We start from the raw sequence: 13,747 nt of genomic DNA on the forward strand, positions 1-13,747 counted from the left end.
TTATGCGAATGTAGCATATCGAATATTTGGCTGGCTCCATGAGATACAATATACATATTTAATAAAATGATTCTTGAGTTTACTCGGCAAGTATCAATATATGGCACAAATTCCCCAAAACATCCTTACCCGTGGTGGTATGCTGAGGGGACCCAATAAGCATTTTAATGAATTTCTGGAAATTAAAATTTGTTGATTGACAACAAATACACTTATGATATACTGCCAACACCTTAACACCTTGGTAGAAGCATGTTTGATAAATCAGAGAGGTATAGTTCTTACATTTCAGGAGATGCAACATGCGATTTATGACAAAATTTTATCTTCGCCTATCTCTTCTTGTGGTCATGGCTTTATCCGGCTGCTATGCACCGCCTGCTTTTAAACCGATAACAACCATACCTGTGAAACCACCAAAAAAGGAAGTCCCCTATATAGGAAGCCAATTGGATCGTTACTTTGTGAGAGACTGGAAGTATATTGTCATACATCATAGTGCATCCGCATCGGGTTGTGCTGCGGAATTCGACAGATTTCACCGGCAGAAGAGAGGATGGGAAAACGGTTTAGGGTACCATTTTGTCATAGGAAACGGAAATGGCTCTGGTGACGGACAGATTGAGATTGGTAATCGTTGGGTGAATCAGATCGATGGTGCTCACGCTGGGGTACAGGAATATAATCATTATGGTATTGGGATTTGTCTGGTTGGAAATTTTAATAGCTCATCTCCGACAGCGAGCCAAATGTCCTCGCTTTCATCATTAATAGAATATCTCCAGGAGCGTTGTCATATCCCTTCAGAAAACATTATCATGCACCGGCATTTTAGAGAAACAGAATGTCCCGGCAGAAATTTTCCTTATTATAAATTGCTTGCGAAGACTACCCGGCGGTAAGCGTCCGCCTCGTTTCCGAGCCGTAGCAAACAAATATTGCAGATTTTAGCCAGTATTTTGTTTCATTCCACTTTATCCTCGTTACATTATCTCTTTGGTGGAAGTCTGAATGATACCTATCCGCGACCGAAGTCCGTCGGGAACGTTTCCCTTTGTTACTGTTGGTATTATTCTTGCTAATGTTTTCGTTTTTCTCATTGAGCTTTCTTTGGGGGGGCAGCTCGAATCTTTCCTGTTTCGATTTGGTGTGGTTCCCGTTAAGGTGTTCTATTCTTCCGAAATTCCTGATTCCACGTTAATCAATACCTATTTTCCCTTTCTGAGCTATATGTTCCTTCATGGTGGATTTGTTCATCTGATAGGAAATATGTGGTATCTGTGGATTTTTGGTGACAATATTGAGGACCTGCTCGGACGCGCCAGATTCATTCTCTTTTATCTTCTGTGCGGCGTGGGTGCCGCCATCGTACACGTGTTTTTTAATCGTCAGTCCGGGATTCCCTGCATAGGAGCAAGTGGGGCAATTGCGGGTGTGCTGGGCGCTTATATGGTTACTTTCCCAAGGGCGCGGGTACTTGTCATTCTTCCCCTTTTTATTTTCTGGGAATTCATTGAACTGCCTGCCATCATTGTGCTGGGCTTCTGGTTCCTTATTCAGTTTTTTGCTGGCACTGCGGCTATTTCCGCTGCACAGGGAGGAGGTGTTGCATGGTGGGCACATATCGGCGGGTTTATTCTTGGCATAATCTTTATAAAAGTATTTCCGAGACATCGCCATCGTCATCCATAAAAATCTGCCTGTTTGCAAAACCTGATGATAACTTGGGACACGAAATACGCCGGCATGCTTTTTCATAACGCAGTAGAGTCGCAACCAAATCCGATCTATCAAGGGAGATAAAGTTCTATAGTTCTGCGGGCGTTCTAGTCAAGTTTTAATTTCAAAAAGAAAAAAGAGCAATAAAGTTCTTTAAATATAAACAATTACAGCGCCATAGCCTAACCCGACTTTCGCAATTCGAGGAGTATGCAAGCTGCTAAGCCAGCAAATTCAAGGGGACAAACAAAAAGGTCGGCACTACAGCCCGATCTGTCCTGATGCATAAAGCTTGGGCAGCGGTTGTCCGGGAAGCGATAACCCCCTTATGCCAAAAGGAGGGAAACACCTTTTCTGTCTGTGTATAGTGGCTCATGACAATGTGGCGGCCATCCGTGGTTGGTAAATGAACATCAATCATTTGAATATTCGACATTTTTTCCAAAATGGCTTCGGATATCAGCCCTGCGGCTCGCCTACGCACAAGATTTCGCAACATGGTGTGGAGACAAAAAGCCAAAAGGGAGACCAAAATATGGGCTTCCATTCTCCATTCCAATTGTTGCCAGAGGGGGCGGATGGGAAGCGATCCCTTCAAATCCTTAAACGCCTGCTCACTGCGTGTCAAAAGTAGATACGATTTCCAGACGGTTTTAGGCGAAGCGGCCTGCATGTTGGAACGAAGCCGATAGCGTCCCTCACGCCGTAACGTTCGCCGCAGGCGTTCACGATCCAGGCTGAAATGGAACGTATTCCCATTGACCGGTTCCTGCGGATTGGGAGGGGGTAACAATTTAGTTTTTTGAAAAATTCTCTATATGAATAACCTTGTCTCGTAGGGGCAGGTTTGAAACCTGTTCCTACCTGCAGGTAATACGTTGTTTTTGTTGAAATATTTTCACGCGGATATTCTCCCGCGTCTGCATTCAGGTCTCTTCGAGCAACGGTTTTTCAACACGCGTCAAGTGTCCCTTCGGGGTGCTTACCAAATAATCAATCCCTCGTTCACGCATCTTTTCCAAGGTATCCTCCGTTGGAATACCGGGATCCATGAGCCAGGTGCGCCGGAATTTCCCATACCGCTTTTCGATCCAATCCAGAAACTCCTCCAATGTTGCCGTGCCTCTTGTATTCCCGGGATATACTTCATAGGCCGCGGAAAATCCTTCCGACGTCAACACCAACGCTACTCTACCACCTGCACGCAATCCGAACGTTTGTCACAACCGTATCCCAACTGTTTTTTACCTCCCGATCCAGCCGATGGCGGTTCGCTATTAAAATATATAGTGTCAGAGCGAAAACTACTAAACAGGTCATTTCGAGCAGAGCAAGAAATCTTTTGTGCATTGAAATTGTAGGGTTTGAAGATTTCTCCCTTCGGCCGAAATGACAAAAGTATGTGTTTTCGCTCAGACACTAAAGTTTATGCAGTTTGGGTAAAGCATCTCGGTAATTGTGATTTACAATATCCCAAAACATGAACGCAGCGTTTCTGAGGCTTGACGAATTATATGTAATTTTTGCAGGATAATTTCTTTTGTGTTAACCGGCCGATCGGCAAACGTACCAAAACCACAATCCGGATTCAGGTAGATTTGTTTAGGATGACGGTGCTTTATGAGCGATTTAACGTTATTCACGACAAAGTCAACCGTTTCCACTCTGGTCGTGCGTGGGTCAACAACGCCCAGTCCGATCTCTTTGTCCGGAAGCAAATCAGCAAGCGCATCAATGCTTCCAGCCCTCTCTGTGGCACACTCCAGCACGAATTGATGAATATCCATCCGGTTGAAATAGGGAATCAGAGGACTATAGGCGCCCCGGAGCAAGACGTCTTCCCGCTGACTCCAGTTGCCCCGGCAAACATGCAGAGCCGTCTTCATCTTCCCGCTAATACCTTCTACAACCCGGTTTAGCAGGTCAGCGGCAAAATCCAATTCCTCTTCAGGACTGCTTTTTTCTGACAATGCCGCACACATAAAGGTGTGTGTGTCATGAGGTCCTGTAAAAGCCACCTCGGCAAGCACCGGCTCATCGAACTGAATAAACGTGCAACCTGCTTTACACAACGCCATAAGTTCTTCCCGGAGAATATCGACGACATCATTTCCTAAAGATACTTTGTCAGGATAAAAATTATAAGACAGGCTTTTTACCCACATAGAACGGGTCAGGAGATACGGCCCCGGCAGGGTTGTTTTGATGGGCTTATTGGTATGCTGCCTCAAAAACAAATAATCGTTAAGAACTAATGGGTGCTTCCGCTTCAACTTGCCGGTCACTACCGGATTTTTCAAAGCAAAGGCCGGTACATCCAGGGCATTGAGCAGTCGTTCGAAGGTAGCCTTATCTTCTACATAATTGAGCATTTCCGTCAGGGACATCAATTGAATGCCATCAATATGCCCTGCGACAAAGGAGTAAAAATTGTCACGGCGCTGCTCGCCATCCGTCACGATATCGACACCTGCTTCTTCCTGTAGTCTGAGCGCCTCCAGCGTTGCATCACCGACAATTGAATCAAATTCTTTGTCCCCGATCAGACCTTTTTGTCTTCTGCCCAAGGCTTTGATAACCGCCTTTGATCGCGGCAAACTACCAACCATAGTAACAGGAAATAATGGAATGTTTAGCATAAGAAAAAGATCTTAGACAACTCTCAAATCAACATGTACTCCAACCTGGCGGATTAATGTGCTGGTAACAGGTGAGGCAGCTATTGTTTCCTGCAAGATTTGACTTAAAACTTCCTCGTCCGCATCGGATTTGACGTAAATCGTACCTGTTATCTCTTTCAAACCGCTGTGTCCATTCTGTTCGATACCGAGAAAAACGAAGATGTTATCGATCTGTCCACTTAGAGAAATTTCCAGTTCATCAACCCTGATATTTTGTCGGGATGCACGAATCTGGAAGCCCATCACCAAGCAGGCTCCGAGAGCGCTTAAGATATACTCAACGGCGCTAGGGGCTTCATCTTTGACATCAAAACTGGCAGGTTGGCCAACTGCCCAGGAATGGTTGCGACAGAAGACTTTTACCTGCATTCCACCATTCCAGTGAATGCGTGTCTGCCAGCGGTAGTTACGGGCTTTCTCGTAATCTTCTTCCGCCTTTTTATCATTGTCGCCTTTCCTGATAAAATATTTATAATGTTCGGTACCCGGCTGGCAGCCAAGATACGGATTTTTCGTCATCCGACACCAGGCAGGCAGGTCTTCCTTAACACTAACCTCCGTACTGCGGATTTCCAAAATCTGGCCATCCGGCACCTGATGTATTGCCTTGCGAATGAGCAAAAGCAAACCCGAACCACAGTCAAGGTTGCCGCCTTCACAGACATGTGATGTTTCAATGTTGTCTGATAAACGAAAATCACTTGGTAACATTTTGGATTAATATGTAATACATGAGCCTCCGGTAGTTAAAAATTCAACCACTTTTGCCCCACCAACAATCGTTGCCCCTTTCACAAGATTATTCATATCCAATCCCCGTTTCTTAAAACAGGGAGAACAGACCCAAATTTTTCCCTCTGCTTCCACAAAATCAGCCATGAGCTGTTTGAGAGGAGCAAACCCTTCTTCATGGACATCATCCGCATAGCCATTTGAGGAGAGACGCACGCCTTCCGTAGTCAGAAACACAACCGTTTCAACACCGGATGCGGCTGAAGCATTTGCGACCACAAAACCGACAGTTGCGTTGTCGGAATTATCTTTCGCATGAGTGATACTAACCATAAATTTTGCCATTATGTGCAACCTCCTTTCTTGATGTAATAATACTCATTGTTTTCACCACAGGGACCAGCAAGAAATACATGCCCCCTCATCCTGCACCAGGACGGAATGTCAGCTTGCGCTCCCGAATCAAGGGAACGCACCTTCATTACCTGGCCGTCTTTCAGTAATTTTAACGCCTTCATCAGTGCAATAATTAAATCACCACACCCCATCTCCCCTAAATCAATTTCGGCATCAGGCAGAATATTTTTTTGATCATTCGTTTCAGACATAATACGCAAATCAATTTTTCACTTTGGCCGGTATTGAAGACGACCGTCAAACAAACATTATCTGCTAAGTATCCTGAGACCAGCCACACCTATGAGAATAAATATAATGCAACAAATACGACCCCAGTCACGTGGCTCGTGAAAGAGAAATATCCCTGCTAGTACTGTTCCAACACTGCCGATACCCGTCCATATCGCATAAGAAGTACCGACTGGAAGGCTGCGCACTGCGATGCCTAAGAGCACAAAACTTATTATCATGGCAAATGAAGTTACCACGGACGGAAAAAACTGTGTAAAACCCTTCGAATATTTGAGCCCAACGGCCCATACTACTTCAAAGACACCTGCTGTAATTAGAATAATCCAACTCATGTTGACCCGTATACAATCCTTATGATGAACAGGGAATAACCTGTCGCCATAAAATTTATTGATTTTATCGCAAGCTGCTATTTTATAATTGAAATTTCAATAAATTACAATACTAAATACATTGCCGAATCTTATATTTTTACGTAAGAAAGCACTTTCTCATCCTGTTTAAAAACTCAGCCATGAGAATGTATCCGAACGGGAAACTTTCCTGTCGTCAGGAAATGATGCCGCTTGTCTTGAGTTCTTTATATTGTTCGATACACGATACGCTAGGGTCGCCAAAGAGTTTTTTCCCAAATAGAGAACCTTTACGGCATCCCTTTTTCTTTAGTATGTGTCTATAGGGTAGGCCAGCACTATCAGGCTTTTGAAATGAGCTCCATTAAAACCAAAGATATTCCGGTGATTCTTACCCCAAAATGATCTTTTTTTATCGCGAAATGCGAAAGCCGGATTAGCTCAATGAAGATAAAATAGAAGGGGTGATTTTATTCAGTGGGACGATCGCATCAACTGCTCCCAATTTGATTGCTTCCTTGGGCATGCCAAATACCACGCAACTTTCCTCATCCTGTGCCAGCGTTGTAGCGCCTGCTTCTTTCATTTTTAAGAGACCGCTTGCGCCATCATTACCCATGCCTGTCATGATTACACCAACGGCATTGACGCCTGCGTATTTTGCGACCGATTCAAATAATACTTCGGCGGATGGTCTGTGACGGCAAACCGGAGGCCCCTGATGTGTTGTTACGAAATACCTGGCGCCGTTTCTTCGCAATTCCATGTGATAATTTCCGGGTGCAATCAGGGCCAGTCCGGGAATAATACTGTCTCCATCTCTGGCTTCTCTCACTTCAAGAGAACAAAGAGAATTTAAACGGTTAGCAAATGATTTTGTAAATGACTGTGGCATGTGTTGTACAATCAGTATTCCCGGTGCATTCGGTGGCATTTGCATTAATACCTCTTTGAGCGCCTCCGTTCCTCCCGTAGAGGCCCCAATGGCGACGATCTTGTGCGTACTATTGATCAATGCATGGCTTCTTTGTGTGTTTCTGGCTATAGTATTTTTAGTATCAGTATTTTTAAAATATTCCTTTTTTTTAACTTTAACACCTGCTGATTCTTTTATTTTTTCTGCTAATTCGGTTACTATCTCGTTCAGGGTGTGGGATACATCCAGTGAAGGTTTTGCGACAAAATCCAGTGCACCAACTTCGAGTGCCTTTAGTGTGGTTTCACAGCCCGACTGTGTCAGGGAACTGACCATGATGACAGGTAGAGGATAGTATGTCATTAATCTTTGCAGGAAGGCGATGCCATCCATCCTGGGCATTTCCACATCAAGGGTAATTACATCGGGTTTTAAATTTATAATTTTGTCTCTGGCAATAAATGGGTCTGCTGCTGTTCCTACGACTTCGATCCCTTGATCTTTACTCAGTCCGGCAGACAAAATTTTTCTGACAACGGCAGAGTCATCCACAATTAACACCTTTATTTTTTTTCCCAAATTACACCTCCTTCTCGCGTATATCTCCGATCCGGAGATATACGGAACTATAAAGATACAAAGGACACGAAGAAGTCAAATTGTCACAATGGCTCACTTCTGATAAATTGTTGGTTGTATGTACCGGAATTTGCTGTCTGTACCGGTAAGGCTTTCGGAATGACCGATGAAAAGATATCCATCAGGGGCAAGATGTTTATAAAATTTTGATACCAGATTACTCTGGGTTTGTTTATTAAAATAAATCATTACGTTTCTGCAAAATATGAAATCAAATTGTCCTTTAAAAGGAAAGGCTTCATCGGTAAGATTAAGCCTTCTGAATACGACCATGTTTCTCACGAAATCTTTTATTTGATAATAATCTTTGAAATTATATATTACCTTTTCGAAATAGCTATTTTGCATTTGAATAGGGATTGCCCTTAACCGGTCTTTTGCGTATATCCCCTGCACAGCCTTTTTTAAAACCCGGGTCGATAAATCGGTAGCCAATATTTTTACATCCCATTCTCCAATTCGTTCCATAAATTCCGCCAGTATCATAGAAATGGTATAAGGCTCCTCACCCGTGGAGCATCCCGCGCACCATACCCTGATTTTTTTTTCATGGTGTCCCTTTTTTGTTGCTAATAAGACAGGAAGTACTTTTTTCGAAAGGAATTCAAAATGCGCCGGTTCCCGAAAAAATTCTGTCAGGTTCGTAGAGATGCAATCAAGCATGCTGATCAGCTCTTCGCCCGTGGTATCTACTTCGGTAACATATTGATAATATTCCTTAAATGAGGTCAGTGATCTTTCCCGTAAACGTTTCATTAAGCGGGATTTCAACAGCTCTTTTTTGGCTGAGGTAAGACTTATTCCGCTTTCGTTATAGATTAAGCGCTGAAAAAGATAAAATTCCTTATCCTTGATATCAATATCCATGGGTTGTTTCCTTTGAGGATTTTCAATTATATAATCTAATAATATTCCTATTTCTGTTGACTTATTAAGAAGGTCTATTCGAGTTTGTTCATTTAGATATTCACAGTAAAAACCAAAATCAACGCATATCCGCGTTTCGCTGTTTTTCCTATCTGTATCAGATATCTTAATTATAAAAGATGCTGGGCACTGACTATTTTTATATTCTTCGGCAATGTTTGTATAGAACAAACGTGACGACCTTCTGGTTTCGCTTGTCAGCGAAAAAAGTTCATCTCCGGGAAAATTCTTTGTCAGGCGGTAAATCTTTCATTGCCAAACAAAATATTTCTCTGTAGGCAAACAAATCCTTAAAATTATTACTTAGTAATGTATCCACTGCCTATTGTCTACTGCCTACTGTATCTTCCTGTTTCTTCGCAAATATATTTTTTATTGCCGCTACCATACGGTCGTCTTCAAACGGTTTTACTACATAATCTGCTGCACCATGTCGAAGGGATTCCACTAACGAGTCTCGCTGATCAATGGCGGAAATCATGACTACCTTTGCCTGTTTATCGAACGCAATGATCTCTTTGAGCCCCTGAATTCCATCCACTTCTGGCATTACAATATCCATAGTTACTGCATCGGGTCTTAATTCCTTATACTTTTCTAATGCCTCTCTGCCATTGCCTGCTTCTCCCGCGATCTCAAATCCATTTCGTGTCAAAATCTGTCGGATTATCATTCTTATGACTTTTGCGTCATCCACCACTAATATCTTTTTCATGTTTTTACTCCTATAGAATCTAACAATTTTACGAACGAATTCATTTCAGGAACTAAAAATAGATAACATTCAAGTTCAGTACCACTAATTTCAAATATCGTTTCTATCAGCAAAAGCTTATCATCGATCATGCCTTGTTCTAGTACGAGGTTTGTAAATATAACCCCTGCATAATCATTATGTACTTGTGGTGGCTGTGGAATTAACTGTGCATTAAAATCCGAGACTAATGCATTGCTGATGTGACTAGCAAGAATGTTTCCTAGCTCCTGTATCGCACTTTCAGTAAAAACATCGCATTCTTTTGAAGTTCCTATGCGTTGCCGAAGAAACAGATCCGTGAGAATTAATGATCCTTCCAGTGGTAACATAAATAAAAGCTTGCAGCCTTCATTTCCCTTAAAATTAACCATCACGCTTATCATTTCTCTTTGATCTTCATTCATCTTCTCGGTAGTCTCACCAAAATCCGCAATGGATATTTTTGAAAGAGAAATTCTTGCGCCTGTCCTTAGAGATTTGGATAATGCTCTGGAAGCACGATCAATACTGAGGCTTGACATGATCTCCAATATCTTTAGACGATCTTGAGTAATGTTCATCTTTTACCTCTCCCATTCTATTTAATTTTTAATAGACTATGACTGATTCGCCAAATACGCGGCATGTCACATCCCCGGTTTCTGTATCAAACAAAATATTGTATCCTTTTACACCGCCAGTCCTCGACGCTGCTATCCTGATACCTTCTTTTTTCAATATCTGTCGCACCTCTAATTCATTTGATTCTCCTATATTAAACAGGCCATTGGTTTCAAACATCTTTGCACCCCCAAAGATCTTTGCATAAAGAGATCCTCTGGATGCACCCGTATGCGTAACCATTTGATAAATAAAATAGGGCAGTCCAGTATTGGCATATTTAGTTATCTTTAAATCATTACCGCTTTTCCTGGGCAACATAACATGCAAGAGCCCGCCGATTTTATTGATGGGGTCGTGTAATACTACGCCAATACAGGAACCTAATAATGTCTTTAATACATGTGGTGCTTGTGTAATCTTTAAATCGCCGACGCCAACGGTAATCATACGCTCAGTATTATCCACCTGAAAATTCCTTTCTCGAAGTGACCATTCGGATTAACGGCATAGATGCTTAAATTATTTGCTCAAGAAGAGATTCCTTTTGATTTCAAATCCGGCTACCCTGAAGTATGCCAATAAACCGTGTTTGCCGTTTTAAGCCAACAACCTTTTTGTGTATTATGACTTTTGCGGCTAGCACGGGATAGTCACACTTTCAGGCGTTAAAAATCCTTAAAATCATTGCTAAGCGGTATTAGTTCTTCCGGCGTTCTAATGGTTACTTTTTTTCTTTCTTTTGAACCATTTCCACTCTTTCTTTCGTCGAGGTTTAAAGAGGTATTTGCTTTCTTGACCTGTGCAGATTGCTTACTTCCATTGACAATTATCTCTTTTCGTGAGGAACGGGGTTTCTTTTCAAAGGTAATACGTGATTGGAGTTGTTCAGAGTCCTCTAACTCATTGTCATTATGTCCAATTTCCAAAGCCAGTTCCTGTATAATTGATTTCAGATTTTCTGCCTGTGCGGATAGCTCTTCACTCGATGATGCCAATTCTTCGGCGTTAGCCGCATTCTGTTGTGTAACGACGTCTACCGCCGTAACTGCCTTGGATATCTGACCGATTCCATCCGATTGTTCCTGCGAGGCAGCGGCAATTTCACCGGCTAAGTCCGTGACCTTCTTTGCCTCTGTTGCAATTTCTCTGAGATTGGCTGCGAACTGATCAGAAATCTTTGCAGCATTTTCACTACTTACTACCCTTGAATTGATTAAATCTGCAGTTTCCTTAGATGCTACAGAACACCTTTGCGCAAGATTGCGTACCTCCTCTGCTACAACGGCAAATCCCTTTCCGTGTTCTCCTGCCCGTGCTGCCTCAACGGCTGCATTGAGAGCAAGGAGATTCGTTTGAAATGCTATTTCATCAATTGATTTGATTATCGAAAGAATTTTATCGTTGCCCGAATTTAGATCTCGCATCGTTGTCTGCAAGGTATCCAGTGCCTCATTTCCACTTTCCGCAGATATTTTTGTCTTTATTGCAAGTTGGTTGGCTTCCTTCGCATTATCAGCATTTTTCATTGTCATAGAGGCCATTTCTTCGATTGAGGCAGAAGTTTCCTCAATTGACGATGCCTGCTGTGATGCCCCATCAGCGAGGGATTGACTGGAAGAAGAAATCTGGTTTGCTGCCGATGAAACCTCTTCTGCACCATTTTTTAAATTGTAAACTAACCTTTTAAGTAAGGACACGATACTCCTGGCTATGAGAAAGACGATGGTCCCTACCAGTATCACGTAAACTCCGTTTCCTAAGATGTTAAAATTTCTATTGGAGGCAATTGCTGAATTTATGGTATCCATTGGCGCCATTACGCTTATCCCGCCGCGGATATCTCCTAGTTTGTAATTTTCCATTTGTCTGCCGGTAAGGTCTTTTCCATCACCAGTTGGACTTGTTGCCGGATCACCATGACATTTCAGACATGCCTCTTCGATTTTTAAGGGTACTACGAATCGAAAGACCTCTGATCCGTTTTCCAATTTTGCTATTTCAGAGATGTCTTTTAAATTTTGATCTTTCTCAAATTTTTCTAACTGCTGAATCTCCCATGCATCAGGTTTGTTTAATGGGTTTCTGTATTTAATACTCGTCTGTTTCATCTTAAAGATGGTTTTTTGGCTGAAATCTTCAGAAATCTCACGTCCTACAAGCGCAGGAAATACACCTTTGAATTCAAAGCCACCTTTTGAATCCGTGTTTATTAACTTTTGTTTCTCCGCAATCACTTTTCTGGCAGAGATGAGTTGATCCGCCATCATTTTAGCCTGTTTTTGCACTTCTACCAACATTTGTGCTTTCTGTTTTTTCGTGTTGATGTATGTCAAGATACTAGTCGATATCACAAGCACTGAGACGATGGTAACAATAAGTCTTGTCATTATAGTCATTTTGCCAAACATTTTTTTTCTCCCGTTTTTTCATTTTGTTATTGTTCTGTTGTTATGCCTTTTACGCAGCTACTTAGGTTATCAGGTTCTTGGCTAGTTGTTTTATCTTTTTCATAATTCTTAGGATAACTGATAGTCCATGGATGGCAGTATGTGTTTTTTTCCTTGATTATAGACTTCTTTGGATCCATAGGATGATTCTATGCTCTTCATCCAGAACTATATAAAGTATGCTCTGAACCCTCATACAAGGCAGTTCAATATAACATGCCGTAAGAACTGAATGGGCTTGGTGTTTGTACCGCGGCAATATTACGCATCGATGCTCCTAAGCAATTATTTGATATAAAGAATCTGAATATTAACTGACACTGGTCAGATTCTCGACCATACCAATCTCTTCCGTACCTACGACCTTATCGATGTCGAGAAGAATTTTTACCTTGTTCCTTATCTTCGCCATGCCCAAAAAGATTTCCGTATTTATACCCTCTCCAAGGTGAGGTGCGGGTTCCAGATCCTCACTACTGACGTCAAGTACTTCTGAAACTGTATCTACAAGAACTCCGGTGAGTTTGTTTTTGACTTCCACAACTATGATGCATGTTTCTTTTGTGTGGTCAGTCTCTTGAAATCCGAATTTTAATCTTAAGTCTACTACGGGAATCACCTTTCCCCTGAGATTGATTACTCCCTTCATGTAACCTGGGGTCTGAGGCACGGGTGTTATATTCATAATGCCTATAATTTCTCGTACTTTTAATATCTCTATGCCGTACTCCTCACCGCACAGCACAAAGGTAAGGTATTTTCCTTCACGAGACGTCGCATCCATGGCATCTGATTTTTTCTTTTGTTCCATTACTGCCTGCATGTGTTTTTCCTTTCTTTTATTAAATGGAATGTGTAGAAAATGCAATTACACCTTCATCTTCAAAAACGCACCGATTTTTTTATCCTCGTTCCCGATGTGATTTGTCAGCCAGTTACATATTTTTTGTTGTACTTGGATTACCAGATGTGGGGTAACACCTTTTGTTTCAAATTCTTTTTTTAAGGCAGAAAAGTCTTTTATAAACAACGCATGCTCTGCCTTCTGCGATGGAAGGCCATCGTAGTTATTCTTCGCCATAATTGCCTCTTCCGCACTGAAATGCTTTACGACATAATCTGCTAAAAACACTATTACTTTACCCACTTCATCCCTCCCCTTACCCTGTGCCATTGCGCTCAGCAGATTGTTTACTCTGCTAAATATTCCTTTATGCTGTTCGTCAATTGTACCTACCCCTACCGACAAGCTTTCAGTCCATTGAATTGCCATTTTTTCTCCTTTCGTAATGTTAAAGAATTTCAAGGTTACGGTTGTAGAG

General features: G+C 42.0%; 15 protein-coding genes and 3 pseudogenes. 2 read left to right on the forward strand and 16 right to left on the reverse strand.

Annotated elements, in window-relative coordinates; genetic code table 11:
• Positions 1-302: 302 nt before the first annotated feature.
• The gene (locus tag BIY37_RS12560) at positions 303-902 is read left to right on the forward strand and encodes a peptidoglycan recognition protein family protein (protein ID WP_070068190.1); all 600 of its coding nucleotides are present in this window, start codon (positions 303-305) and stop codon (positions 900-902) included.
• A 109-nt stretch (positions 903-1,011) separates the two neighbouring features.
• Positions 1,012-1,692: a rhomboid family intramembrane serine protease gene (locus BIY37_RS12565; protein ID WP_070068191.1), complete on the forward strand. Its 681-nt coding sequence runs from the start codon at positions 1,012-1,014 to the stop codon at positions 1,690-1,692.
• Between the two features lie 288 nt (positions 1,693-1,980).
• On the opposite strand, the pseudogene BIY37_RS12570 reads toward BIY37_RS12565, so the two are convergent.
• The 16 genes and pseudogenes from BIY37_RS12570 to BIY37_RS12640 all read right to left on the reverse strand — a co-directional run.
• Positions 1,981-2,503, reverse strand: a pseudogene (locus tag BIY37_RS12570) (IS1634 family transposase); the annotation flags it as partial.
• A gap of 145 nt (positions 2,504-2,648) precedes the next feature.
• A pseudogene (locus tag BIY37_RS12575) lies at positions 2,649-3,004 on the reverse strand (transposase); the annotation flags it as partial.
• A 178-nt stretch (positions 3,005-3,182) separates the two neighbouring features.
• Positions 3,183-4,358 carry a cobalamin-independent methionine synthase II family protein gene (locus BIY37_RS12580; RefSeq protein WP_070068194.1) on the reverse strand — a complete coding sequence of 392 codons (1,176 nt, stop codon included), beginning with the start codon at positions 4,356-4,358 and terminating at the stop codon, positions 3,183-3,185.
• A 12-nt stretch (positions 4,359-4,370) separates the two neighbouring features.
• Positions 4,371-5,111: a sulfurtransferase TusA family protein gene (locus BIY37_RS12585; protein WP_070068195.1), complete on the reverse strand. Its 741-nt coding sequence runs from the start codon at positions 5,109-5,111 to the stop codon at positions 4,371-4,373.
• Between the two features lie 6 nt (positions 5,112-5,117).
• Positions 5,118-5,477, reverse strand: a complete 360-nt coding sequence (locus BIY37_RS12590) for a DsrE family protein (RefSeq protein WP_070068196.1) — start codon at positions 5,475-5,477, stop codon at positions 5,118-5,120.
• Complete coding sequence (locus tag BIY37_RS12595) at positions 5,477-5,740, reverse strand: sulfurtransferase TusA family protein (RefSeq protein WP_070068197.1); 264 nt, start codon at positions 5,738-5,740, stop codon at positions 5,477-5,479. Before BIY37_RS12595 ends, BIY37_RS12590 begins: the two co-directional genes overlap by 1 nt.
• Positions 5,741-5,797: 57 nt before the next feature.
• Positions 5,798-6,115 (reverse strand): DMT family transporter, encoded by a 318-nt coding sequence (locus BIY37_RS12600; RefSeq protein ID WP_070068198.1) that lies wholly within the window; start codon positions 6,113-6,115, stop codon positions 5,798-5,800.
• 457 nt (positions 6,116-6,572) lie between these two features.
• Positions 6,573-7,631, reverse strand: coding sequence for a protein-glutamate methylesterase/protein-glutamine glutaminase (locus BIY37_RS12605; protein WP_070068199.1), 1,059 nt, complete (start codon positions 7,629-7,631; stop codon positions 6,573-6,575).
• Positions 7,632-7,724: 93 nt separating this feature from the next.
• Positions 7,725-8,558 (reverse strand): CheR family methyltransferase, encoded by an 834-nt coding sequence (locus BIY37_RS12610; protein WP_070068260.1) that lies wholly within the window; start codon positions 8,556-8,558, stop codon positions 7,725-7,727.
• A gap of 33 nt (positions 8,559-8,591) precedes the next feature.
• A pseudogene (locus tag BIY37_RS14440) lies at positions 8,592-8,864 on the reverse strand (four helix bundle protein); the annotation flags it as partial.
• 76 nt (positions 8,865-8,940) lie between these two features.
• Complete coding sequence (locus BIY37_RS12615) at positions 8,941-9,333, reverse strand: response regulator (protein WP_070068200.1); 393 nt, start codon at positions 9,331-9,333, stop codon at positions 8,941-8,943.
• Complete coding sequence (locus BIY37_RS12620; protein ID WP_070068201.1) at positions 9,330-9,935, reverse strand: chemotaxis protein CheC; 606 nt, start codon at positions 9,933-9,935, stop codon at positions 9,330-9,332. The genes BIY37_RS12615 and BIY37_RS12620 overlap by 4 nt, the downstream gene beginning before the upstream one ends.
• A 28-nt stretch (positions 9,936-9,963) precedes the next feature.
• Positions 9,964-10,443, reverse strand: coding sequence for a chemotaxis protein CheD (locus BIY37_RS12625; protein WP_201789443.1), 480 nt, complete (start codon positions 10,441-10,443; stop codon positions 9,964-9,966).
• A gap of 200 nt (positions 10,444-10,643) precedes the next feature.
• The gene (locus tag BIY37_RS12630) at positions 10,644-12,386 is read right to left on the reverse strand and encodes a methyl-accepting chemotaxis protein (RefSeq protein ID WP_070068203.1); all 1,743 of its coding nucleotides are present in this window, start codon (positions 12,384-12,386) and stop codon (positions 10,644-10,646) included.
• A gap of 349 nt (positions 12,387-12,735) precedes the next feature.
• Positions 12,736-13,248 (reverse strand): chemotaxis protein CheW, encoded by a 513-nt coding sequence (locus BIY37_RS12635; protein WP_070068204.1) that lies wholly within the window; start codon positions 13,246-13,248, stop codon positions 12,736-12,738.
• A 45-nt stretch (positions 13,249-13,293) separates the two neighbouring features.
• Complete coding sequence (locus BIY37_RS12640) at positions 13,294-13,698, reverse strand: bacteriohemerythrin (RefSeq protein ID WP_070068205.1); 405 nt, start codon at positions 13,696-13,698, stop codon at positions 13,294-13,296.
• Positions 13,699-13,747: the final 49 nt, after the last annotated feature.

The sequence above is a fragment of the Candidatus Brocadia sapporoensis genome (genome assembly GCF_001753675.2).
Lineage (GTDB): Bacteria > Planctomycetota > Brocadiia > Brocadiales > Brocadiaceae > Brocadia > Brocadia sapporoensis.